Source organism: Sagittula sp., from assembly GCF_052825245.1.
This window is the reverse complement of sequence record NZ_JBRBWD010000046.1, coordinates 33,691-56,011: the sequence shown is the minus strand read 5'-3', so window position 1 is coordinate 56,011 and position 22,321 is coordinate 33,691. Positions and strand designations below refer to the sequence as shown.

The 22,321-nt window shown below is 61.7% G+C and carries 20 protein-coding genes; 7 read left to right on the top strand and 13 right to left on the bottom strand.

The window, feature by feature from the left end; translation table 11 throughout:
- From ACU0DV_RS20110 to ACU0DV_RS20085, 6 genes are all read right to left on the bottom strand, one after another.
- On the bottom strand, positions 1 to 777 hold the full coding sequence (locus ACU0DV_RS20110) for an SDR family NAD(P)-dependent oxidoreductase (protein ID WP_027264336.1): 777 nt from the start codon (positions 775 to 777) through the stop codon (positions 1 to 3).
- A gap of 60 nt (positions 778 to 837) precedes the next feature.
- Entirely contained in the window at positions 838 to 1,251 is a 414-nt protein-coding gene (locus tag ACU0DV_RS20105; RefSeq protein WP_036051569.1) for a PaaI family thioesterase, read from the bottom strand.
- A gap of 1 nt (position 1,252) precedes the next feature.
- A complete protein-coding gene (locus ACU0DV_RS20100) occupies positions 1,253 to 3,220 on the bottom strand; it encodes a TRAP transporter permease (protein ID WP_027264338.1) in 1,968 nt (655 codons plus the stop codon).
- Positions 3,221 to 3,288: 68 nt separating this feature from the next.
- Positions 3,289 to 4,434, bottom strand: coding sequence for a TAXI family TRAP transporter solute-binding subunit (locus ACU0DV_RS20095; protein WP_027264339.1), 1,146 nt, complete (start codon positions 4,432 to 4,434; stop codon positions 3,289 to 3,291).
- A 49-nt stretch (positions 4,435 to 4,483) separates the two neighbouring features.
- On the bottom strand, positions 4,484 to 5,710 hold the full coding sequence (locus ACU0DV_RS20090) for an acyl-CoA dehydrogenase family protein (RefSeq protein WP_027264340.1): 1,227 nt from the start codon (positions 5,708 to 5,710) through the stop codon (positions 4,484 to 4,486).
- A 16-nt stretch (positions 5,711 to 5,726) separates the two neighbouring features.
- The gene (locus ACU0DV_RS20085; RefSeq protein ID WP_027264341.1) at positions 5,727 to 6,839 is read right to left on the bottom strand and encodes an acyl-CoA dehydrogenase family protein; all 1,113 of its coding nucleotides are present in this window, start codon (positions 6,837 to 6,839) and stop codon (positions 5,727 to 5,729) included.
- A 320-nt stretch (positions 6,840 to 7,159) separates the two neighbouring features.
- Between ACU0DV_RS20085 and ACU0DV_RS20080 the strand changes: the two genes are divergently transcribed.
- Both ACU0DV_RS20080 and ACU0DV_RS20075 read left to right on the top strand, forming a co-directional pair.
- Positions 7,160 to 7,642 (top strand): MaoC family dehydratase, encoded by a 483-nt coding sequence (locus ACU0DV_RS20080; RefSeq protein WP_036051571.1) that lies wholly within the window; start codon positions 7,160 to 7,162, stop codon positions 7,640 to 7,642.
- A gap of 34 nt (positions 7,643 to 7,676) precedes the next feature.
- Positions 7,677 to 8,495, top strand: coding sequence for an IclR family transcriptional regulator (locus ACU0DV_RS20075; protein ID WP_071974435.1), 819 nt, complete (start codon positions 7,677 to 7,679; stop codon positions 8,493 to 8,495).
- A gap of 40 nt (positions 8,496 to 8,535) precedes the next feature.
- On the opposite strand, the gene ACU0DV_RS20070 is transcribed toward ACU0DV_RS20075, so the two are convergent.
- Genes ACU0DV_RS20070 through ACU0DV_RS20060 form a run of 3 tightly spaced genes read right to left on the bottom strand, consistent with a single transcriptional unit; the run spans position 8,536 to position 12,169 of the window.
- Positions 8,536 to 9,684, bottom strand: a complete 1,149-nt coding sequence (locus ACU0DV_RS20070) for an acyl-CoA dehydrogenase family protein (RefSeq protein WP_027264344.1) — start codon at positions 9,682 to 9,684, stop codon at positions 8,536 to 8,538.
- Complete coding sequence (locus ACU0DV_RS20065) at positions 9,681 to 10,679, bottom strand: acyl-CoA dehydrogenase family protein (RefSeq protein WP_238367134.1); 999 nt, start codon at positions 10,677 to 10,679, stop codon at positions 9,681 to 9,683. Before ACU0DV_RS20065 ends, ACU0DV_RS20070 begins: the two co-directional genes overlap by 4 nt.
- A gap of 59 nt (positions 10,680 to 10,738) precedes the next feature.
- Positions 10,739 to 12,169, bottom strand: coding sequence for an MmgE/PrpD family protein (locus ACU0DV_RS20060; protein WP_027264346.1), 1,431 nt, complete (start codon positions 12,167 to 12,169; stop codon positions 10,739 to 10,741).
- A gap of 509 nt (positions 12,170 to 12,678) precedes the next feature.
- Here ACU0DV_RS20060 and ACU0DV_RS20055 point away from each other — a divergent pair.
- The 5 genes from ACU0DV_RS20055 to ACU0DV_RS20035 all read left to right on the top strand — a co-directional run bounded on the left by ACU0DV_RS20055 (position 12,679) and on the right by ACU0DV_RS20035 (position 19,005).
- Complete coding sequence (locus ACU0DV_RS20055) at positions 12,679 to 14,106, top strand: hypothetical protein (protein ID WP_027264347.1); 1,428 nt, start codon at positions 12,679 to 12,681, stop codon at positions 14,104 to 14,106.
- Positions 14,107 to 14,330: 224 nt separating this feature from the next.
- A complete protein-coding gene (locus ACU0DV_RS20050; protein ID WP_036051647.1) occupies positions 14,331 to 15,191 on the top strand; it encodes a CoA transferase subunit A in 861 nt (286 codons plus the stop codon).
- Positions 15,188 to 15,955, top strand: coding sequence for a CoA-transferase (locus ACU0DV_RS20045; protein ID WP_027264349.1), 768 nt, complete (start codon positions 15,188 to 15,190; stop codon positions 15,953 to 15,955). Before ACU0DV_RS20050 ends, ACU0DV_RS20045 begins: the two co-directional genes overlap by 4 nt.
- A gap of 45 nt (positions 15,956 to 16,000) precedes the next feature.
- Positions 16,001 to 16,972: a TAXI family TRAP transporter solute-binding subunit gene (locus tag ACU0DV_RS20040; RefSeq protein WP_027264350.1), complete on the top strand. Its 972-nt coding sequence runs from the start codon at positions 16,001 to 16,003 to the stop codon at positions 16,970 to 16,972.
- 89 nt (positions 16,973 to 17,061) lie between these two features.
- Positions 17,062 to 19,005: a TRAP transporter permease gene (locus ACU0DV_RS20035; RefSeq protein ID WP_223228103.1), complete on the top strand. Its 1,944-nt coding sequence runs from the start codon at positions 17,062 to 17,064 to the stop codon at positions 19,003 to 19,005.
- 83 nt (positions 19,006 to 19,088) lie between these two features.
- On the opposite strand, the gene ACU0DV_RS20030 is transcribed toward ACU0DV_RS20035, so the two are convergent.
- From ACU0DV_RS20030 to ACU0DV_RS20015, 4 genes are read right to left on the bottom strand one after another with little or no spacing between them, the layout of a single operon-like run.
- Complete coding sequence (locus tag ACU0DV_RS20030; protein WP_027264352.1) at positions 19,089 to 19,493, bottom strand: Zn-ribbon domain-containing OB-fold protein; 405 nt, start codon at positions 19,491 to 19,493, stop codon at positions 19,089 to 19,091.
- A gap of 4 nt (positions 19,494 to 19,497) precedes the next feature.
- On the bottom strand, positions 19,498 to 20,670 hold the full coding sequence (locus ACU0DV_RS20025; protein ID WP_027264353.1) for an acetyl-CoA acetyltransferase: 1,173 nt from the start codon (positions 20,668 to 20,670) through the stop codon (positions 19,498 to 19,500).
- Between the two features lie 47 nt (positions 20,671 to 20,717).
- A complete protein-coding gene (locus ACU0DV_RS20020; RefSeq protein ID WP_027264354.1) occupies positions 20,718 to 21,860 on the bottom strand; it encodes an acyl-CoA dehydrogenase family protein in 1,143 nt (380 codons plus the stop codon).
- Positions 21,857 to 22,294: a MaoC/PaaZ C-terminal domain-containing protein gene (locus tag ACU0DV_RS20015; RefSeq protein WP_051372686.1), complete on the bottom strand. Its 438-nt coding sequence runs from the start codon at positions 22,292 to 22,294 to the stop codon at positions 21,857 to 21,859. Before ACU0DV_RS20015 ends, ACU0DV_RS20020 begins: the two co-directional genes overlap by 4 nt.
- Positions 22,295 to 22,321 lie beyond the last annotated feature (27 nt).

Genomic DNA, 22,321 nt, shown 5'->3' with positions numbered 1-22,321 from the left:
TCAGAACCCGATGTGGAAGCCACCGTTCACGCTCAGGTGCTGGCCGGTGATATAGGATGCCGCGTTGGACAACAGGAAACAGACGGGCTGCGCGACTTCTTCAGGGGTGCTCATCCGTCCCATCGGAATCTGCGCCATATACCTGTCGGCGAATTTTTCAGAGCGGATGGTCTCAGTCATTGGTGTCTCGACCATTCCGAAACAGACTGAATTGACGTTGATGCGGTAACGGCCCCATTCACGCGCGGCGCTCATTGTCAGGCCCAGAACCCCGGATTTTGCCGCGCCATAATTGATCTGACCGATGGTGCCGCGACGCCCGGCATCGGATGAGATATTCACGATGGCACGGCGCGCGGCGCTTTCGGGGTCTTTTTCGACCCGGTCCTTGTAATAGGTCCCCACGGCCTGAAGGCAGGCGAAGACACCGGTGAGGTTCACGTCGATGACCTGTTGCCAGGTGGCCCGGTCCATCTTGTGGATCATCGCGGCGCGCACGATCCCGGCGTTGTTCACAAGCCCGTTGATGTCGCCGAATTCGTCGAAGGCGAATTTCACGAGCTTCCCGGGAAAGTCCGGGTCGGCCACATTCCCCACGATGGCGCGGGCATTGCCACCGATCTGTTCGGCGGTTTCCTTGACGCCGTCCTCGTTCAGATCGTTCACCACGACCTTGGCGCCCAGCTCTGCCGACAGCGCCGCCACACCGCGGCCGATACCCTGTCCGGCGCCTGTGACGATAACCACTTGATTGTCCAATGCCATCGGGTTGATCATTTCTGTCTCCTTTTGTCCTTCGTTTGTTTGGTCTCGCTCACCATCGGTTCACTCAGGTGGTCACGACGGTGGTGCGAGCCGCTTGATCACGGCATCGCCATGGGCCAGATGGTGCCCGTCCTGATTGAAGATCTCGCCCTGTACAAAAACCAGTTTGCGTCCGCCCCCGACAATGCGCGCGCGGGCCGTCAGCGTGTCTCCTTCGGTCGCCGGGGCGACGAAACTGGTGGTAAGCGAAAGCGTAAGGCAGCGATGACCTGGGCGGCCATCCCCCGCGTAGGCCGCGCAAAAGGTGACCGCGTTGTCCAGCATGGTCGCGTAGACACCGCCATGCACCGAAAAAGCGCCGTTCAGGTGATCGCGTCCGATGGCCAACCGCAGCTCGGCTTTGCCATCGGACCACGAGACGAAGCGCACGCCGAGCAATGCGTTGAACGGGGCGGGGATGTCCGGTCTGCCGTCTTGTGCGCTCATATTACGCTGTCTCCTGCTTGGCCGAGACCATCACCAAAGCGACAGCCACTGCCGCCATAGCGGCACCTGCGCCCACCGCGCCGAGGATCGGAACCGCCAGACCCGCGTTCGAGGGAAAGGCGAAGGCCAGACCGGCAATACCAAGAAGGACGCGGGCGATTGTTCCTGGCAGTCCGGTTTCGATCCGCCCGACGCCAAACAGATACCCCTGAATACCGGCGCAGATCAGCAGAATGCCGAGACCGGCGCGCAGAACCGTAAGCAGGCTTTCGAGTGGACCGGCTTGCAGGATGAACGCCGGATCAAGGACGAAGAAGAAGGGAATTATATAGACGATGCTTCCAAGCTTCATCGCTTCGAAGGCCGTCGCAAAGGGTTTGGCCTGGGCGATGGCCGCCGCGGCGAAAGCCGCGAGCGCGACGGGGGGGGTGATATAGCTCAGCATGCTCCAGTAAAGGATAAATAAATGGACGCCGATCGGATCGAGCCCGCCGGCGACCAGGGCGGGTGCCAGCGACACCGCCAGAATCACATAGGCGGCGGTCACGGTCATGCCCATTCCAAGAATGAAACTGGTCAAAGCCCCCAGCAGCAGAAGCAGAAAGATGTTGCCGCCCGCGATGAACAGCAGATCGTTCGAGATCGTCCCGGACATCCCGGTCACCGCCAGTCCGCCGACGATCAGCCCGACCGCCGCAAGAATGGCAACAAGTTCGACGAACAACTGTCCCGTGGCGATCAGAAAATTCATCAGCTCCTTTCGCCCCCAGCGTGATTTTGAGAGCAGCTGGTTCAGGACAAGAAGCAGCGCGGTCGCATAGAATGGAGCGATCGCCTCGCGCTTGAGGTAGAGCAACATCCAGATCAGCAGCCCGAAGACGGCGAGAAAGTACCAGCCTTCGCGCAGCACCTTGCCGATCCTGGGAAGGTCGGCGCGCGGAACGCCTTTCAGTCCGTTGCGCGCCGAGTATGCGTCGATTTGTGCGAACAGGCCGAAAAAGTAGAACAGCGAAGGAAGCACCGCCGCCACAACGATGTTGGTGTAGTCGGTCGCCAGGAATGTCGCCATGACAAAGGCCGTGGCGCCCATGATAGGGGGCATCAGCACCGCCCCCGTCGACGCCGCCGCTTCGATCCCCGCCGCATAAGTGGGCCTGAACCCCACCTTTTTCATCGCTGGAATGGTAATTGATCCGGTCGTCAGCACATTGGTGATCACGCTGCCGCTCATCGAACCGGTCAGCCCGCTGGTCAGAACTCCTACCTTGGCCGGCCCGCCCCGGACATTTCCGAGCGCGGCAAAGGCGATGTCGATAAAAAACGGACCTGCGCCGGTATGTTGCATCGCAACGCCGAAGATCATGAACCCCACGACAAGATTGACAAAGCTGCGCATCGGTATGCCCAGCACACTTTCGCCGCTCATCGCGTGGAAGATCGCCGTTTCGACGGGCGAGCGCTGGAAGCCCTGGATCGGGCCGGGCGCATAGTTGGCGATCATGGGGTAGATGGAAAATACCAGGATTACCGCGAACAGCGTCCAGCCGCCGGTGCGGCGCGCGGCCACGAGCAGCAGGAACCAGAAGGCGAAGCTGGCGATCACGGCATTAAGAGGAGCGGCGAAATCCCACCCTTTGTTCACCACGCTGCGCCCGTAGTAGGCAAAGAAGGCGCAGGTGATCAGGGCCAGCAGGGCCAGAAAGTAATCCCACCATCGCGTCGATCCGTAAGGATCTGACTTTGAACAGGGAAAGACAAGGAACACCAGTGGCAGCGTCAGCAGAAGCATCACGTAGAGGTAGTGAATTTCAAGCAACCGGACGTTCATGAAGAAGCCCAGATTGAACAGATGGTTGACCGACGCCGCGGTCAAAAGCAGCGCCGAGACGACGAGCGACCAGCGAACAAACGCGGGCAGGGTGCCCATACCGGTCGGTTGCGCCGGCGCTTCCTGTGTTTCCTGTGCCATGCCCGTATTCCAGTTTTGTGCTGCGTTGCTTTGTGCAAGGCGCCTGTGGGGCGCCGCGCTGTGTCGCATCAGCGGAAAAAGACTTCGTGGCCGGCCGCTTCCAGTGCGTCGGCACGGGCTTTCATCCATGCAGCGGCAAATTCTTCTTCACCCTCTGGAGCGTCCCCGACAAATGTGCCCCAGGCCCGCAAGAGCACCTCTTGCCGTTCCACCAATTTGTCCTGGTTTGCCTGGGCTTCCGGTGTCCACAGACCCTTTTCCTTGAAGTAGGCAACGCTGCCATCGCTCCATGGCATCACCCAAGACAGGATCTGGCGATCAATCGCATACGCATTGGCACCGGGGGCGGCATCCTTGTAATCGTCGAACCCTGCGTCAAGCGCGGCTACGATGTTGCGCACCTCGGTGGAATCCTGATCGGAGTTAGTGACCAGGATCGGATAGGGGTACTGCGCCATGGGCAGTGGGGAGGCAGGGTCGATGCCCGGCCCCACAGACACCATATGCGGTGTCACGAAGGGCGTTACGCTGGTGTAGCGTTCCCATGCTTCTGTCTGGTCCGCGGGTGTTTCAAGCCATTTCAGGCCGCGCGGGCTTGACTCGATCTGGTAGTTTACGGTGGTCGTCGTCAGTGCAAAGGCGGCATCCACACGGTCTTCGAGAATGCCCTGGAGCGTGTTCACATAGCCCGAGAATTCCACTGCCTCCACGTCGTCCCATGTCAGGTCCGCAAAGGCCAGCAGCCCCTCCATGTTGACATCGATCGCCGGCGAACTGACGGCGCGACCGACCCGTTTGCCCTTGAGGTCCGTAATCGTCTCGATGCCGGCATCGGCCGCGACGGCGACACCCAGACCGTAGTCGCCGACAGCCTGAAGCACCGCGCGGATCGGCTGCGGGCCCCATTCAGGCGCAGCAAAAAGGAAAACCCCTTCGGCAGCGAAATAGGAGGCGATGCCGCACAGGCAATAATCGACCGTCCCGTTTTTGAGCGGCGTCATCCGCGAGACGTCGTTTCGCCCCGGAAGCACGCGGACCGTCGATCCGTATTTGCTGCGCATCATGTTGCCGATGGCTATGGAATGCGCATGACCGGCCGATCCCGTGTCATAGGCCGACCAAGCGATCACGTCAGGCAGATCGATGTCTTGCGCGCCAGCCGAGGTGGCCATTGCCAGGCATGCGGCAGCGATCCCGGTTATCTTGAACTTCATGATATTCTCCTCCTTGTTGGTCGTTGGTCCCGGGTGGCGCCCATTCAGATCAAAGCTCTGAAAACGCGACATCCTTGTCGACGCGTATTTCAGGCGGCAGCCCGAGAATGCGTTCGCCAATGATCGTGCGCTGGATCTCGTCCGATCCCCCCGCGATCCGGTTGCCCGGCGCGGTCAGGTATTCGTTTCGCCAGCGCGCCACGTCATCCCCGACCTTGGCTGATATGCCCGCCGAAGTTCCCGCCAGATCCATCCCGAAAGCGCCCATTTCCTGCCGCAGCTTGCCCAGCAACAGCTTGCCGATCGAGCCCTCTTCACCCGGTGCCTGGCCGCGCGAAAGCGACGTCATGACCCGGTAAGAGGTGAATTCCAGTCCGCGTTGACGCGCGATGAAATCGGCAATGCGCGCGCGCACCTCGTCGTCCTCGATGGCCGGGCGACCGTTCCGTTCGACACGGGTAGCCAGATCAATCAATTCCTCGGCCCGCGCACCGCCACTGGCCCGGCCGACGGAAATACTGAACCGTTCGTTCATGAGTGTGGTCAGCGCCACTTTCCACCCTTCGGATACACCGCCCAAGCGGGCGCTGTCTGGCACGCGCAGGTTGTCGATGAACACTTCGTTGAAACTGGAGCTGCCCGAAATCTGGCGAATAGGACGGGTTTCGATGGCCGGGTCGGACATGTCCACAAGGAACATGGTCATTCCCTTGTGCTTGGGCACCTGTGGATCGGTGCGCGCCAGCAGGATGCCGTGAGTGGAATAATGCGCCCCCGAGGTCCAAACCTTCTGACCGGAGATCACCCATTCGTCGTCTTCGCGGCGTGCACGGGTGCGGATACCGGCCAAATCGGACCCGGCGGCGGGTTCGGAAAAAAGTTGGCACCAGATGTCTTCGCCCGTGAGAGCCCGGGGCAGGAATCTTGTTTTCTGGTCTTCGGTGCCGTGGATCATGACCGTAGGCCCGACCAGCCCGATCCCGATCAGAAAGACGTTGGGCGGGACGGCGTAGCGCCCTTCCTCTTGATTCCAGATCACTTGCTCGATCGGAGTGGCGTCACGCCCACCGAAAGCACGGGGCCATGTCAGCCCCGCCCAGCCTGCGTCGGCCTTTCGTGCCTGCCAGTCGCGCGCACGGGCAACTTCGTCGGCGTCGCGGGCCATGAAATGGTCCTGGGCCTTTTCGCTTCCATTGCGGCGGGTCGCGGTGGCATCAAGCCAGTCGCGCGCCTTGGCGCGGAACGCGGCTTCTTCCGGGCTGTCGCTGAAATCCATCTGCACTTTGTCCTTGTCAGTTCGCGGCCCTTTGGCCGTCCGCCAGATTGCAAAGCAGCCGCTCGCGCCACAAATCGGCCAGGCCGAGTTCGGCCTTCAACTGCCATCCTCGCCGCAGAAACAAATGCGGGTCGGCCGCCCAGGTGAACCCGATCCCACCGTGAAGCTGCACCGATTCCTCAGTGGTGAATTGCACTGCATCGAGAGCCGCGAGGCGTGCTACCGCCGCCGCTTCGGACAGCCGTTCATCCCCGCTCGCCAGCGCCCAGGCGCCGAAAAAAGCATTGGACCGTGCCAGCTCGATCTTGGCGAACATGTCCGCGAGCCGGTGCTTGACCGCCTGAAAACTGCCGATCTGGCGTCCGAACGCCTGCCGCTCGCAGGCATAGTCTCTGGTCAGGAAAAGCGCCCGCTCGGCCAGGCCGATCTGTTCGAAGGCGGCCAACACTGCGGCGCCGTCCAGAAGAGTCCGGATCGCTGCGGGATCGGACCCGGGAAGCAGTTCAACCGGCGTGTCGTGAAAGACGATCTCGGACGTCGGACGGGTGCGGTCGATCGCATCCAGCGCGCTGATCGACACCGAGGGGTCCGAAAGATCCGCCAGATAAAGGCGCGCGGTGCCGCCTTCGTCCAGGGCGGCGACGATCGCGAATGACGCATCGGATGCGAACGAAACTGGCGATTTCCGTCCCGAAAGGCGATCCTGCAGCACTTTTGCCGAGACCCGTTCCGGTGCAGACCCTCCATCCTCGGCAAGCGCGACGGTAACGATCATGCGGCCTTCGGCGATCCGGGGAAGCAGATTTTCCCTTTGGCTTTGCGTGCCCAAGTCCTGAATCGCGGGGATCGCCAGGCCAAGAACCGGGCCAAAAGGTATGGCGGCCAGGCTACGGCCGATCTCTTCGGCGACAATGGCCAGTTCGATCGCCCCCATCGCCGCCCCCCCGTAGTCTTCGGCAATTGCAAGGCCCAGCCATCCGCCGTCCGCCAAGGCGGTCCAGGTTGCGGAATCGAACCCGTCGGCAGCCTCAAGACAGTCATGCGCCACCGCGAGAGTGGCGTGATCGCTCAGCATTCGTGCCAGCGTGTCGCGTATGGCATCGTGTTCGTCGGAAAAGCCGAAATTCATGCTGGTCCTCTTCGGGTCATGGCATTTGGCGCCTGTTCACAAAAAGGTAAGGTACGCGTTCGGTATGTCCCAAACGCTATCCGGCACCAGCCGCGTAAAACCACATATGTGCTGTGGCGTGGAAAAAGGGGCCACTGGAGCGAAGAATGCGATTCATCAAGAATGTGCTCAATCGACGTGAAAGCCGCAAAAACGAGGCAGTCGATTGATTGCTGCGGAGCTTGCCGCCTAACGTGAAGGAACCGGGGCGTGTTCCGGGCGCAGGACAGATGTGGCCGAACCCTCTCAGAAAATGGAACTGATCAAGGGAATTGTGCGAAATGGAAACTGTAGGACTCGGGTTTTGTTATGAAGATTTGCCAGTGGGGCGCAGGTTTCGGACCATTGGCCGCACCGTCACCGAAACCGATATCACGAATTTTGTAAGTGTTACCGGCATGCTTGAGGTCTTGTTCATCAATCGTGACTTCCGAGAGAAGGAATCCAATATCCCCGGTTTCGCCGCGCCCGGTGCGCTGGTCTATACCTTTATGGAAGGGCTCTTGACCCAATCCACAATGCAACATACCGGCTTTGCCTTTCTGGACATGGAACTGAAGGTCATGGGGCCCACATTTGCCGGGGACACCATCCATTGTGAGGTCGAGGTAACAGAATCGCGCCGGTCGAAGAGCCGTCCGAACCGCGGATTGGTGCGGACGCGAAACAAGGTGTTCAAGCAAACCGGAGAACAGGTATTGGAGTATACGCCGTTGCGGATGATCAAGGCCCGCATGACGGATAAAGAGCCAGGAAAGGCATAGGCCTGTTCCGGATAGCGGCACTGGAGACATGACTATGAAAACCGCGCAATCTGGCCCAGCCGAAGCCGCCGGGCGCACATCGGAAGGGCCCCGGTCCTTGACGCGTATCCTTGCGTTGTTCGATCTTTTGGCGCGCTGCAAACGTCACATGTCTCTTTCGGAACTCAGCATCGCGATTGATTGCCCCAAGAGCAGTTTGCTGGTGCTGCTTCGGCCCCTCACCGAGAAGGGGTATCTGATGCGCGAGGAAGACAATTACTTTCTGGGTCCGAGGATTTTTCAGTTCGCCCAGTCAATTCTGACCAACCACCCGTTCGAATCGGTCCTGCGCGGGGTGATGAATGATGTGGTTAACCAGACCGGTGAAACCATCCTGTTTGCTGTCCGGGACGGCGAGAAAGTCATTTATTCGTCGGTCATCGAAAGCCCCCAGCCCGTTCGGTATGTCGCCCAACAGGGGATCAACCGGCCATTGTTCTGTTCGGCATCGGGGCTGGTCATGCTGGCCTTTGACACGCAGCAGGAACTGGACGATTATTTTCGGCGCACTGAATTAAAGCCGCTGACGCCTAATTCGATCACCGATGAAAATGAACTGCGCGGGTTAATTTCGGAGATTCGCAAAACCGGGTATTCCAGTACAGCTGGAACCGCGCATGTAGATGCAGCGGGGTTCGGGGTTCCGGTCTTTCGCGCCGACGGACACTTGGCAGGAGCATTGGTGATTGGTGCTCCTCTGGAGCGCGCCAAGCGTAACAAGAAGCGATATGTTGCCGCTGCCAAAACGGCCGCTGAACAGCTCTCCCGAGCACTCGGCTATCGTTCGGAGGTTGGGGAAACCGGCCGGCACTAGACGTGTGCCGCCCGCCGTTGTTGTCATTCCGCAGGCGGGATCATCTCAGTCCGAGTCCCCGCGCAATGATACCGCGAAGAATTTCGCGTGTGCCGCCGCGCAACGAAAACGACGGAACGGCGAGTTCGGTATACGCCAGAACAGCCGCATAGCTATCGCTCCCGCCAGGCACCGCCGGGCGCGACACAAGACTTCGGGCCAGGCGCGGAATGTCCTGTTCGAAAAGCGCTCCCAGATCCTTGACAATGGCAGCCTGAAGTGACGGGTTCTCTCCTTCGTTCAACATTCCGGCCACCGATCGTGACATCTGCCGCAGCACCATCAGATGCGCGGACAAACGGCCAATCTCGGCCTGCTGCGCTTCGGTTGCGTCGTCGCGCAGCAATCGGATCAGTTCCTCGATCAGGGCAAACGACGACAGGAACCGCTCGGGGCCGCTGCGCTCGAACGCCAGTTCGCTCATGACCTGCGACCAGCCCTCGCCCTTTTCGCCCAGCAGCGCATCGGAGGGCAAAAAGGTATCGTCGAATACCACCTGGTTGAAATGATGCTCACCGCCCAAGTCGATGATCGGGGTGATCTGAATGTTGTCGGTGGCCTTGAGATCGACCAGAAATTGGCTCATCCCGCCGTGGCGGTCGTCGCTCTTGCCGGTGCGGCAGAACAGGATCATGTAATCGGCGACATGCGCATAGGTCGTCCAGACCTTCGTGCCGTTGATCCGGAACCCCCCGTCGACCTCGGTGGCCATCGTGCGCGTCGCCGCCAGGTCCGAGCCGGAATCCGGCTCGCTCATCCCGATGCAGAAACACAGTTCGCCCGCGGCGATGCGCGGCACGATCCGGCGTTTCTGATCGTCGGTGCCCTTGGCAAGTATGAGCGGACCGCTCTGCCGATCTGCGATCCAGTGCGAAATCACCGGGGCACCGGCGGCCAGTAGCTCTTCGGACACGACATACCGCTCAAGCGCGCTGCGCGCGTGGCCGCCGTATTCCTTTGGGAAGGTCATGCCGACCCAGCCGCGCTGCGCCAGCTTTCGTGAAAAATCACGGCTGAACCCATTCCACGACTGCGCGCGTTTTATGGGCGGGAAATCGGCCAGTTCGTCGGCCAGGAACGCGCGGACCTCTTGCCGGAGGTCGTCATAGTCGGCGCCGGGCGGGGGGGGAGAAAAAGCGGTGAGGGTCATGCCTGGGTCCCTTTTGCAGCGCTGTCTGTGATGAAATGCCAGAAGGTGTCGTGGGGGCTCGACAGGGCGGCCCGCCCAAGTTCCCTGGTCCAGTCAAGCTCGGTGCCGAACTCGTCACGCCAGCCCCAAATCCGTTTGGTGAAATGGTGAAGCGCGTGTTCCTGGGTATAACCGATGGCCCCGTGAATCTGGTGGGCCAGGGCCCCGACCTTCTCGGCCGCTTCTCCGGCGCGGGCCTTGGCGGCGGCAACGGCCAGCGCAAAGGCCGGTGTGTCATAGCTGCCGGCCGCCATCTCGGCGGCCGTGCGCGAGGCTGCGGTTTCTCCGGCCATTGTCGCAAGATTGTGCTGGATCGCCTGGAACCTGCCGATTGGCCGTCCGAACTGCACCCGGTCGTTGGCGTATTGAACGCTCATCTTCAGGATGGTCTCCATCGCCCCGGTGGTGGCAAGACTGCGGATAAGTGCACCAAGCCCGCGCATCCCTCCCACGGGTCGTGGCAAGGGGGTGACATCGGTCTCTGTCAGGGTATAATCGAGTTCGATGTCGTCGCGTGGCATCCCGGCAAAATCCTGCGCCGGGTCAACGATCAGATCCTTCACCGGCAGGGACAGGACGTGATCGACACCGTCCAGGACGCCAATGGTCACGATCCGGTTCGCCCAGCGGGCAAAGGGCACCAGTGTCAGATGCCCGCTCGCATGGATCTTCTTGCCGCGCCGTTCCAACCGCAGCGCTTCGCCTTCGGCGATGGTCAGCCTGCCACCGGGAAGGGCCATATTCGCGGCCGCCAGAACGGCGTTTGCGATCAGGGTTTCAGCCAGAGGCAAGGGCAGGCCATGCGCCCCGACAATACGCACAAGACCGAGCGCCTCGGCCGGTGGCACGCCGAAACCGCCTGCGTCCTCTGGCACCAGCGCCATGGTTAACCCTGCCTCCTCGATCTGCGTCCAGAGCGCCTCGGGGCATTGTCCCGAGGCGGCGTCTTCGCGCATGCGGTGGGTGACATGGTCGCGGAACAGTCGCTCTGCCATGTCATGAATCATCGATTCCATCAGACGGTCCTTTCAGACGGTGTTTGATCGGCGCTGGACATTTCCTTCACGGGCTTGTCCTGCCGCGCATGGTTTTTTTGCCCGTCGGGGGCCGACGCCTCTCGCAGTGGCGGCAGATGCAGCCGCGTGCGCAGATCCCGGCGGAACGCACTGGCAGAGGGCGCCGCGCCCCCGTCCCTGCGATATTTTCCGAGGCAATCGGCGATTTTGTCGCCGATCGCGGCAGGGGTTGCCGGATCCGAGGGAGAGCCGGGGTGCGCCGCGACCGAGGTTTCGGCCAGGGTTACGTTCCCTTTGCGCAGGCGGACATGGACCGTCCCATGGTCCACGCCAGCGTGATCCCGCCCCGCTTCCGGCATGGTTTGGATATGCACCATGTCCATAAGCCGGCGCACCGCGGGGCGATGGGGGCTGTCCCCTTCGAAATCCACCAGCCCGACCTGGCCCTGCTGCAGGGCCACGGCGAGCGTATAGGCGGCACAGAACTTGGCCTGCATTCCATCTTTGGGGTCGGTGACATGCAACGGGACCATGACGCTTTCGGGCACTGTCATTTCAATCACCGATCCTTCGGGCACCGCCTCGCCGCCGCGTTCGGCGTGAAGGTGCCGCCCGGCGGCGATCATCCTGTGGGTGAGGTAGCAGCAGGGATACAGCTTGCGGGACACCGTGCCCAGATCGATCCGCGGTTCCACCGCTGCGGGGTCGGCCGCAATCCCGTCCGGGCCGGCATAAAGGTCGAAGAAGCCGCGCGCCGCGAAGATGTCCGGGGCGCCCGTGATGCCGGCCTCGGCCATCCGGGTGGCCCGCAATCCGACAAGGGCGGCGTTTCCGGCCTGGATCGGTTTCGCCATGGCGCCGAAATTGATCTGCATTCCCCCGGCCAGCGACGCGGCCAGGGACAGGGCGTTGCGGACTGCGTCGTCGTCGAGCCCAAGCTGATGCGCGACCGCTGCCGCCGATGCCAGAACCCCGATGGTCGACGTTGCGTGCCAGCCCTTGTTGTAGTGGCCAAAACCCAGGATCTGACCGAGCGCGACATTGACGGCTGTTCCGACCGCAAGCGCGGGGGCAATGCGGCCGGCCGTGTCCGGCCGGACATCCACGGTGGCCAGCAGCGCCGACACGATTACAACACTGGGATGGGTGACGCTGACCGTATGGACATCGTCGAAATCGAGCGCATGACCGGCAACCGCGTTCAGGAACGCGGCCTGTTCGGGACTGCCACCTTCAGCAGCTCCTGCCGGGACTGCCGGTCCGCCCGCGTCAAGCGCCGCCAGCCGGCGAACCACCGGTTCATGCCACCCGCCATAGATGGCGGCTATGGTATCCTCAACGCAAAGCGCGGCCTGCTCGGCGTCTGCAACGCTCAGCCGGTGCGGCGCGGCGACGAACCGCGACAAACGGATGGTGAAATCGCTGATCATCCACTTCTTTCTCTGACACTGCATATTGCCTCATCAAGGCGGGCGCTATCAACTCTCGGCCCCACTCTTTCGCACATATGTGTTGGAGCGGGATGCTTGCGTTGTGATCCTTGCTGCCGTTGGATATTCTGGGTGCTCATCCTTCCTCTGTTTCCGTGCAGGATCGGGCGTTGGACGTGACCGTAGAACTTCGGAAAGAAGAACAGACGTGGTTGAGGGTATCGGCGTGAAAAGTCGGGCAGACAAGCACGCATGTGCGGAGAGACATTTCGAGGCATCGTTGTGTCATTGACCGCCAGACGATGTATCCTCGGAGGCCCGGAACCAAGGCGGTCAGTGCCACCACAAATCCGGGCTAGTCCGCCCTGCGCCGACAAGATGAGCACCTTGTGTGTCCTTGCCTGTGAATGGGAAATTGTCGGCATCGCATTTCCGCCGTCGTGCCATGAAAGACCGCATCTGCCGTTGCGTCACAGACACAACGAGCGCCTTCGGAAAAGGGGGGGCAGATGTCGCCTGTCGAGCGCCTGAAACGTTCCGGCAAGCGCAACAGGTTTACGGCCATTTGTCTGCTGATTTGTCTTGGCGCTGCCATCATTCAGGGTGTCTTGCCCTCCGCCGTCGCGTCCATCGCTGCCGCGCCGTTTTTCTGCATCTATCTTGCCATTTCGTCCCGCTACATCGCCCGTGTCGGATGGGTGCTGCTTTTCTTCTCGCTCGCGATCGCCCTTCTGGCGCTGGCCAATGGAATCGACCCCGGCATCTTCGTCCAGGCGGCGGGGCGCGTCGTGTTCCTGTCCGCTCTGCTGACGGCTGTCGCCTTCCTGCGCATCGCGGCCACCCAAGACCCGATTGTCGAGGTTGCCGGTGAATTCCTGACACTGCAGCCGCCGACCCGTCGCTACGCCTCTCTGGGTGCGGGCGGGCATCTGTTCGGGGTGCTTCTAAATCTCGGCGGGCTTGGGGTGATGCTGGAGATCATAATGAAAGGGCTGGCGGCGCATCGGCACGAGATGGACGAATTCGTGTTCCAGGCTCGCAAGCGCAGGATGGTGAGCGCCTGTATGCGGGGGTTTTCCTCGATCGCGTTCTGGACGCCGTTCGGAATCGCTCTCAATCTGATGATTCTCACAATACCGGGGCTCGAATGGACGACCCTGGCGCCTTACGGGATTGCTCTGGCCGGGATTCTGTTTCTTCTGGGATGGCTGTTCGACACGGTGGAATGGTGGCGCCCGCCCTCGGCGCGCGGCCGGGCACCGGCCCTGAGCGGTGACTTGCCGGACTGGAGCCCCTGGGCCGTCCTGATCGTGTCCGGGCATGTGCTTTTTTTGGGCGCCGCCGTGGTCACGCTGGACCGGTTGACCCAGTACAGTTTCCAGACCGTCCTGATCACCATCGTGCCGATCTATGCGCTGCTCTGGTCGGTTATGCGCAGCGGCAGTGGCAGCCTTGCCGGTATATCGCGCCGGTTTGTGACCCAGGCACCGGGTTTCGCGACCGAAATGAGCGTCATCGCGTCGGCGGGGTTCATCGGCCTCGTCGCGCTGGAGGTCGTTCCGGTCGAATGGATTGCCGACCATCTTGGCTGGATCGCAACGCGGCCTGTGCTGACCGTCGTGCTGTTGATCATGACGGTGTTTCTGACGGGGCTGCTGGGCGTGCATCCGATGATCTCGGTGGTCCTGCTGGCAGAGGTGGTCAACCGCGTCGGCGTGGAAGGTTTGTCGCCGCTTGCTCTGGGCCTTGCACTGGCTGGTGGCTGGAGCAGCATCATCTGCATGGGACCGGCCATCACGGCGGTGGTCTACGCCTCCTCCATCGTGGGCGAGCGGCCGCTGACCATCGGCTTGCGGTGGAACGGGATCTTCGGTGTTGCGAGCATCCTCCTCATCACGCTCATCGTTGGCGGCGGTGTCGCGGCAGGGTGGTTCTGACCGGTCTCAATTGCCTGTCAGGAACCGGGCGCAAGCATTTCCACATATGTGTTCGATCAGGCTTTGCGCTAGTCGGAAGGTGATGGACCCCATAGCGTCAACTAGGATGGGTCAGCGCAATCACTATCGGAGTGGCACGCCCAACGATGGAAGGCCAAGCGAAACCCACACGTCGCAGCAAGGTCACAGGCCTGCAAGACGCAGCCCGGCTGGCACGAGGCGCTTTGGAAGAACGCCCCGAGCTTTGTCTCGGTGGTCTGTTCAAGCAAAGCCGCCCTGTCGCACTGGTGCGCGCGTTGCTGGCCGCGGGCGCAGATGGTCTGCATGTGTATTCCTCGCCGGGCGCGGGGTATGATGTCGACCTGATGATTGCGGCAGGCGCGGTCGCACAGGTCTTTATTCCCGGCGTTACGCTGGAAAACCGGCTTTGCCCCAATTTCCGCCGCGCGGTCGAGGCAGGGCAGGTGACCGCGCACGCGCTGGATGCGCTGACCGTGGTGGGCGGGCTGATGGCGTCGGCTCATGGCGTGCCGTTCCAGCCAATCGACGCGCTGCGCGGATCGGACGTTCTGAAGCACAACCCGCTTTTGCACGAAATCGACTGCCCGTTCTCCGGCCGCCGTATTCACGCCGTCGGGCCGATCCGCCCCAGAGTGACGTTCTTGCACGCGCAGGAAGCCGACCGTTGGGGAAACCTGCGCCATCTCAGCACGATGGTCTACGCCGATCAGCTGATGGCACGCGCGTCTGACATGGTCATTGCCAGCGTGGACCGGATCGTGCCGGACGAGGTCGTTCTGGACGATCCCTCGCGGGTTACCGTGCCGTCTTATTATGTCGATGCCGTGGTCGAGGTGCCCTATGGCGCGCACCCAACCGCGAGCTTTCCCAACTATGCGATGGACGAGGACCATATCGACGCCTACGCCGATCTGGGGGATGCCGCCCGGACCGGCGACAGCACGGGGCTGGACACCTATATCGCCCGCCATGTGACCGGACCGAAAAACCAGAGCGACTACATCGAAGCGGTCGGGGGAGCCGGGTATTTCGCCGTGCTCGAAGCCGAGGCACGGAACGAATGAGTGCAGCGGTTTCCCCAATTGAACAGATGGTCGTCGTGTTGGCCCGCGATCTGGCCGACGGAGAACTGGGTGCGGCGGGTGCAGCCGCGTTGGTGCCGATGGCGGCCATTGCGCTAGCCCGCGAGCTGCATGCACCGAACCTGACGGTCGGCGGCGAGATGTTCTTCAACCCCGAGCCGGGGCGTTTGTATCCGTCGATGCTGGACGATCGTGCGCTCGGCCGCTGCGAGGCCGCCGAGACCTTTATCGAGTTGTTCGGCCACAGCCATCACGGGCTGGATTTTTTCTTTCACAGTGGCTTGCAGCACGATGTGTACGGCAACATCAACCTGCACCACGTCGGCGGCACGCTGCACGCACCAAAGATGCGCGGGCCGGGGGCAGCAAACCTGTCATACTGCCACACCTCGTCGCGGTATTACATTTGCCCCACCGTGCATACGGCGCGAAACTTTGTGGAAACGGTCGATTTCATCACAATACCCGGACATCTGTCCGGGCCTGCCGCGAAACGCGACGCCGGGCTGGTCAATGAAGGACCGCGCCTGGTGGTGACACCGCGAGCGGTTATGGATTTCGACAAGACGACGCTGCGAATGCGACTGAAATCGGTGCATGCGGGAAATACGCCCGAAGAGGTCCAGCGTCATACGGGGTTCGATCTGGCGATCAGAGGCGAGGTGCCGCAAACGCGGCCACCAACGGAGGAAGAATTGCGCGTTCTGAGAGAGCGGATCGATACATCGGGGGCCCTGCGTGCTTAAGCGACCGGGCTGACGTTACTTTAAAGGCAAAAACGGGAGGATAAAATGATCCAACGCAAGTTGACCGGATACCGGGCGGCGGTGGGTGCTATCGCGGCCATGGGCGCGATAGCCCTTGGCGGCGCGGCATCTGCCAAGGATCTCACGATGGGCACGACCAGCCCGACGTCGAGCCATTTCACCATTTCGGTTGCGATGAGCAAGGCGATCGAGACCGGCATGGAAGGCACCAATGTCAGCGTGATCGAAACCGGGGCCAGCGTGGACAATGTGCTGCGGCTGGCGCGCGACGAGATCGACCTTGGGCTTGCCACCACCGACATTCTGATCTCCGCCAGAAACGGGACCGGCAAGTTCGAAGGTAACGCAATCCCAGATACGGTTGCGCTTTATCCTTACAGCGCCTCGATCCTGCTGATCGCGGTCACCGAAGAGTCTGGTGTGACGACGCTGGACGAACTGGACGGAAAGAAGTTCAATCCCGGCATCCGCGGATCGGCGGCCGAGACGTTGACGACCGGTGTCCTGTCCATGTTCGATATCAACGCGGACCTGGTGCATGGCGCCGTTGGCGACGCGGTGGAAGGCATCAAGAACCGCCAGATCATCGGTTATAGCAAATACGGGGCCGCAAACTCTGTCGATGCAACCCTGCAAGAGTTGATGACAAGCACCAAGATGCGGTTGATCGGCTTCACCGAAGAGCAGGAGAAAGCGGCGACAGAAGCCATGGAGGGCGTCGGTTTCACGACTCTTCCCGCAGGGCTTATTCCGGGATCCGAGGAAATGCGGGTACCCAAGCTCAACGTCTTCTTCCTGACCCGCACCGGCGTCATGGATGACCAGAGCGCCTATGACATCGCTCGCAGCATCCACCAGAACATGGACCTGCTGGTCGAAGCCTGGCCGCAGCTTGCGGATTACGACATCGCCGCCGATGCCGTCGCCACAATCGAGACCGGTATACCCTATCATCCAGGTGCGGAACGTTACTGGAGAGAGGCGGCCGGAAGCTGACCGGAATCGCGGGCCGTCACGACGGCGGCCATAGGCTGATCCAGACGGGGTGCTGCGGGCACCCCGCCGTTACCGCTCTCGGAGAGAACATGACGCAGACATCGACCGCAATACCCAATTGGGAACGGCGCGGAGGGCAGGCGCTTGGAGTATTGTTGGCGGCATTCGTCGCTCTGCATTTCTACAATGCCTTATTCGGGCAGTTCGAACCGCTGGTTCAGCGGCCGATCTTTATCGGTTTCGGTATCGGCGGCGCGTTCTTTCTTTATGCGGCACGCGCCTCGCGGACCGGTGCGCGAAGCGGGATTGAACGGGCTGTGGACATCATGCTGGGACTACTGGCGTTCGCGGTTTGCCTCTACGTGATCCTGAACCGGGATCGCTTTTCGGATATCATGGTGCGCTATGGGCCGATCGACAAGGCGGCAGGTCTGATAGCTGTTCTGCTGACCCTCGAGGCCGCGCGCCGGGTGATCGGATGGTTCCTGCCGCTGCTGGCCCTTTGCACCGTGATCTATTTCTATTTCGGCTATGACCTGATCGACGGCGCCTGGCGCCCGCCGCGCGTTTCGGCACGTACCGCTGTCGAGACATTTTACAGCTCGACCACCGGCCTGTTCGGCTACCTTGCGGATATCGGGGCACGGGTCATCGTGATCTATGTGCTTCTGGGGGCGCTCCTGCTGTCGACCGGGGCAACGGATGCTTTCATGAAAATGGCAACGTGGATCGCCGGTCGAACGTATGGCGGCCCGGCAAAGGTCTGTGCCCTGTCTTCGGCGATGTTCGGGACGGTGACCGGTTCGGCAGTGGCCAACGTCATGGCGACCGGCTCGATCACCATTCCCACGATGAAGCGGCTGCGCTATCCACCGGCCTTTGCCGGGGCGGTCGAGGCCGTTGCCTCCTCCGCCGGCCAGCTTACGCCGCCGGTGATGGGGGCAGCGGCCTTCATCATGGCTGAGTTCCTGAACATTCCCTATACCGACATTGTCGTTGCGGCGATCGGTCCGGCATTTCTCTACTACCTGGCGGTATGGCTCGGGGTGGATCTCTATGCGCGTCGCACAGGGTTGCAACCGACACCGAGGAGCGAAATGCCCGAACCGGCGGAATTCCTCGCACCGGACAAGTCAATTCCCTTGTTTCTTCCCATCGCGGCGATGGTCTACTTCCTGTTCAACGGCTACACGCCGAGCTTTGCAGGTGCCGGTGCTGTTATCATACTGGTTTTGGCCTGTGTGGTGGTGCGCCCGTTCGCGCGTGACGGAAGAGAGCAGGGCGTGCTGGCCTCTTGGGCCAAGCTGGCGCGCGACCTCTATGAGGGGATGATCGAAGCAGGGCGGGCGTTGGTGATGATCGCCGCGCTGCTAGCCTGCGCCGCCATCGTCGTCAAGGTTCTGACGGCGACGGGTGCCGGGGTCAAAGTCTCGAACCTGTTGTTCTCTGTGTCCGGTCAGGGGTTGATCGTGGCCCTGTTGCTGGCGGCGGTGCTGGCGATCTTGCTGGGTATGGACGTGCCGACGACGGCCTCCTATGTGCTGGCGGCGGCAATCGCCGCGCCCAGTCTCGTGCGGCTTGGCCTACCCGAACTGACGGCTCATCTTTTTGTCTTCTACTATGCGATCCTGTCGGCCATCACGCCACCGGTCTGCGCCAGTGTCTATGCCGCCGCCGCCCTGGCAGGGGCCAATTTCTGGCGGGTGGCGGGTCGCGCGCTGATGTTGGCCGGAGCGATCTATGTGGTGCCGTTTCTCTTTGTGTTCCGGCCGGGCATACTGGCCCAGGGCGGCACGGTGCAAATCCTACTGGATATGGGCGTGGCCTGCGCCGCGGTTTTTGCCGTCAGCGTCGGCACAAGCGGCTGGTTTCGTGGAAAGGTGCCGGTCATCGGCCGGTTGCTGTTCCTGTCGGCTGCCGGCTTGCTGTTTTACGCCGCGCCTGCGGCCGACATCGTTGGTGGGCTGGCGCTGGCCGGGCTCTTGGCGTGGCGGTTTTTGCGCGGAGCACCGCAGCCCGGCCGCGCCGGGTGACCTCCGAAAAGCGAAGAGCCACCGCAGACAACCTCTGCGACGGCTCTTCCACATTCGGCCCCGAAGTGGCGGTGCCTCTGGCCTCAGGTCATTTTGAAGTAGGGAAAAGTCACTTCGTCGGTTGCCTTGACGAACGTCACTTCCACCTTGGCCCCGATATGAACCTTCTCGGGGTCGCCGGTCTGGATCCGGCTCATCATCCGGGGGCCTTCCTCCAGCTCGATCAATGCCACGACATATGGCACGTCATCCGCGAAAGTCGGCCCTGCCGGACGGCGCGCGATGGTGAAGGTATGCACCTTGCCGCGTCCGCTCACGGTGTTGAAGCGCAGATTGTCGGAATGGCAATACGGGCAAATAGAGCGGGGATAGAAATGATGTTTGCCGCAATCGCCGCAAAGCGGGATGTCGAGGCGGCCCTCGCGCGTGGCCTCCCAATAGGGGGCACTGTCATGGTCGATCACCGGAAGCGGTTTTTCAATGCTCATCGTCTTAGCCCTTCTGCAAAATCACGGTCGCACCTGAGGAAAGCGTACCCCCGGTACCATGCACCAGAGCGGTCTCGGCGCCCTTGACCTGGCGCTCGCCGCCTTCGCCGCGAAGCTGCCGGACGGCCTCGATCAGCAGGAACATTCCGAACATGCCCGGATGCAGCGCCGAGAGGCCGCCGCCGCTGGTGTTCATTGGGAACGCCCCGCCTGGTGCCGTGCGCTGGCCCGACACGAAATCCCCGCCTTCGCCGATCTTGCAGAAGCCGAGAGCCTCGAGCGAGAGCAGCACGGTGATGGTAAAGCTGTCATAGATCTCGACCAGGTCGATATCCGAATGGCTCACCCCGGCCATTTTTATTGCGCGTTCCCCGGCCTTTTGCGCGGGAAGCAGGCGGGCGAGGTCCGGCATTTCGCCGATGGCCCAGTGGGTATGCGCCTCGCCATAGCCCTTGACCGCGACGGGACGGGTGTTGAGGTCCTTGGCCCGCTCGGCGGTGGTCATGACGAGGGCGCCGGCCCCGTCGGTGACGAGACAGCAATCGAGCAGATGCAGCGGCTCCGAGATCATCGTGCTGGACAGCACGTCGTCAATGGACAGCGGATCGCGACGCGTCGCCTCGGGGTTCAACTGTGCCCATTTCCGCGTCGCGACGGCGATTTCGGCCAGATTCTCGGACGTGGTGCCAAATTCATGCATATGGCGCTGTGCGGCCATCGCATAGCCGCCCACAGGCGTGGGCATTCCGTAAGGCGTTTCATGCTGCATGGACAGGACTGAAGGCCGACCCCCTAGATTGCGGCTGCGCAGGGATTTCTGGTCCGAGCTGTAGACAATCAGCGCAACCTCGCAATAGCCTTCGCGAAGAGCCATGGCGGCATGTGCGATATGGGCCTCGAATGCCGAACCGCCAATATTCGTGCCATCGACGAATGTCGGCATGATGCCCAGATATTCGCCCAGCGTCACCGTGGCCAGTTGGCCGGGGCCGGGGACCCCCCACATGCCGGCCGTCAGAAGACCGTCGACATCGCTCAACTTCAGTCCTGCTTCTTCGACGGCGGCTTTTGCCACAAATGCGGCATGACCAAGGACCGAAGCCTTGGTGACGAACTTGCCGTCCTTCAGCGGCGCGTCGGCGATGCCGACGACCACCGGTTCTCGTCCGTTCTTCATATGCTCTTTCTCCTTCTTGTCGGGCTGTCCCGGTGCGCCCCGAACTGTTAGCCCGGGCGCATGGTCTTGGCGATGAGCGTACGCTGAATCTGCGAGGTTCCGCCGCCGATGGTGCTTTGCATCCCTTCGCGGAAATACCGCTCCATATCTGCTTCGGGCAGCATCGAGTGGCCACCCAGGATCTGCATTCCGTTGCGCGTCACCGTCTGCAGCGTCTCGGAGGCATAGAGCTTTGCCATCGAGACCTCTCGCGTGCAGGGCGTCTTGGCTGCGGCCAGGCTGGCGGCGCGATAAACCAACAGCCGGGCGGCATCGACCTGGGTCTGCATGTCGGCCAGCATGTGGCGGATCACCTGAAAGTCGAAGATCGGCTTGTCGAACTGAATCCGTTCGTGGGCGTAGCGCAGAGCATCGTCTACGGCTGTCTGGGCATTGCCCACATAGGCGGCGGCCACGGCCACGCGTTCCAGTTCCAGATGGTCGGTGATGATCTTCCAGCCATCGTTTTCCGTGCCCAGCAGCGCATCGGCCGGCAGTTTCACGTCGTCCACGAAAATCTCGGTGGTGCCGGTTGCGCGGCGCGCCATGGTCGGCAGCTTGCGGATGTCCAGACCTTCGGTGTCATTGGGGATCAGGAAAACCGACAGCCCCTTGTGTTTGGGCGCGTCGGGGTCGGTCCGGGTCAGCATTGCAAGGATTGCGTTATCGGCCGCAGCGCCCGAGCACCACAGTTTCTGCCCGTTGACGACCCAGCCGTTGCCGTCGCGCCGCGCGCGGGTCTTTGTCGATGCCGCATCCGACCCCGCGCCCGGTTCGGAAATCGAGATCGAAAAGCGGATGTCGCCATTGAGGAAGGGCTGGATGTACCGCTCTTTTTGCTCGGGCGTGCCGAATTTCTCGACATTCATCGCGGTGAACGTCGCCACCATCAACCCGGTCGAGAAGTCAAAGCCGTATTTGGCCAACCCTTCGCACATCAGGGCATAATCCATGATGTCACCGCCAAGACCGCCGCTCTCTTCTGAAAACAGGATGCCGAGCCAGCCCTGCTTGGCCACTTTTTCATAGGCTTCGTAGGGGTATTTGCGCTCGCGGTCGCAATTGCGGATATAATCGCGGCCGATCTCTTCGTCGACGAAACGCTCGACGGTGGCGCGCCACATCTCTTGCTCGGGTGTCAGAAAGTTCATGCGCTCTGTCCTTGTGTCTTGTCGTGCGCCGCACGGATTTTGGCCGGTTCTCCGGGGCGATCCAGACGCGACTTGCGGATCAGCAGGCTGAACTCGCAGCGCAGGACCGTTTCGTCCCGCTGGTTGATGCCTTCCAGTTTGCTGGTCACGACGCCGTGCCTTTCGTCATGGTCCTTCAGGTCGATGATTTCGGTGCGGGCCCAAAGGGTGTCGTTGATAAAAGTGGGCCGCAAAAAGCGTAGCTTGTCACAGCCATAGAAAGCGGCCAGCACGGAACTGTCGAAGGGGATCATCGCATTGACGATCGAGAACACGAGGCTGCCCTGCACGAGGCGCTGGCCATACAGAGACGATTTGGCGTGCTCGACGTTGGAGTGAAGTTCCAGCCAGTTCCCGGTCAACATGCAGAAATTGACGACATCGGTTTCGGTCATCGTCCGACCGCTCGAAATGCCGGTCTG

Excerpts from the sequence above, each read along its gene's own strand:
- ACU0DV_RS20110 (WP_027264336.1), bottom strand. The coding sequence starts at position 777 with ATGATCAACCCGATGGCATTGGACAATCAAGTGGTTATCGTCACAGGC.
- ACU0DV_RS20105 (WP_036051569.1), bottom strand. The coding sequence starts at position 1,251 with ATGAGCGCACAAGACGGCAGACCGGACATCCCCGCCCCGTTCAACGCA.
- ACU0DV_RS20100 (WP_027264338.1), bottom strand. The coding sequence starts at position 3,220 with ATGGCACAGGAAACACAGGAAGCGCCGGCGCAACCGACCGGTATGGGC.
- ACU0DV_RS20095 (WP_027264339.1), bottom strand. The coding sequence starts at position 4,434 with ATGAAGTTCAAGATAACCGGGATCGCTGCCGCATGCCTGGCAATGGCC.
- ACU0DV_RS20090 (WP_027264340.1), bottom strand. The coding sequence starts at position 5,710 with ATGGATTTCAGCGACAGCCCGGAAGAAGCCGCGTTCCGCGCCAAGGCG.
- ACU0DV_RS20085 (WP_027264341.1), bottom strand. The coding sequence starts at position 6,839 with ATGAATTTCGGCTTTTCCGACGAACACGATGCCATACGCGACACGCTG.
- ACU0DV_RS20080 (WP_036051571.1), top strand. The coding sequence starts at position 7,160 with ATGGAAACTGTAGGACTCGGGTTTTGTTATGAAGATTTGCCAGTGGGG.
- ACU0DV_RS20075 (WP_071974435.1), top strand. The coding sequence starts at position 7,677 with ATGAAAACCGCGCAATCTGGCCCAGCCGAAGCCGCCGGGCGCACATCG.
- ACU0DV_RS20070 (WP_027264344.1), bottom strand. The coding sequence starts at position 9,684 with ATGACCCTCACCGCTTTTTCTCCCCCCCCGCCCGGCGCCGACTATGAC.
- ACU0DV_RS20065 (WP_238367134.1), bottom strand. The coding sequence starts at position 10,679 with ATGCGCGAAGACGCCGCCTCGGGACAATGCCCCGAGGCGCTCTGGACG.
- ACU0DV_RS20060 (WP_027264346.1), bottom strand. The coding sequence starts at position 12,169 with ATGATCAGCGATTTCACCATCCGTTTGTCGCGGTTCGTCGCCGCGCCG.
- ACU0DV_RS20055 (WP_027264347.1), top strand. The coding sequence starts at position 12,679 with ATGTCGCCTGTCGAGCGCCTGAAACGTTCCGGCAAGCGCAACAGGTTT.
- ACU0DV_RS20045 (WP_027264349.1), top strand. The coding sequence starts at position 15,188 with ATGAGTGCAGCGGTTTCCCCAATTGAACAGATGGTCGTCGTGTTGGCC.
- ACU0DV_RS20040 (WP_027264350.1), top strand. The coding sequence starts at position 16,001 with ATGATCCAACGCAAGTTGACCGGATACCGGGCGGCGGTGGGTGCTATC.
- ACU0DV_RS20035 (WP_223228103.1), top strand. The coding sequence starts at position 17,062 with ATGACGCAGACATCGACCGCAATACCCAATTGGGAACGGCGCGGAGGG.
- ACU0DV_RS20030 (WP_027264352.1), bottom strand. The coding sequence starts at position 19,493 with ATGAGCATTGAAAAACCGCTTCCGGTGATCGACCATGACAGTGCCCCC.
- ACU0DV_RS20025 (WP_027264353.1), bottom strand. The coding sequence starts at position 20,670 with ATGAAGAACGGACGAGAACCGGTGGTCGTCGGCATCGCCGACGCGCCG.
- ACU0DV_RS20020 (WP_027264354.1), bottom strand. The coding sequence starts at position 21,860 with ATGAACTTTCTGACACCCGAGCAAGAGATGTGGCGCGCCACCGTCGAG.
- ACU0DV_RS20015 (WP_051372686.1), bottom strand. The coding sequence starts at position 22,294 with ATGACCGAAACCGATGTCGTCAATTTCTGCATGTTGACCGGGAACTGG.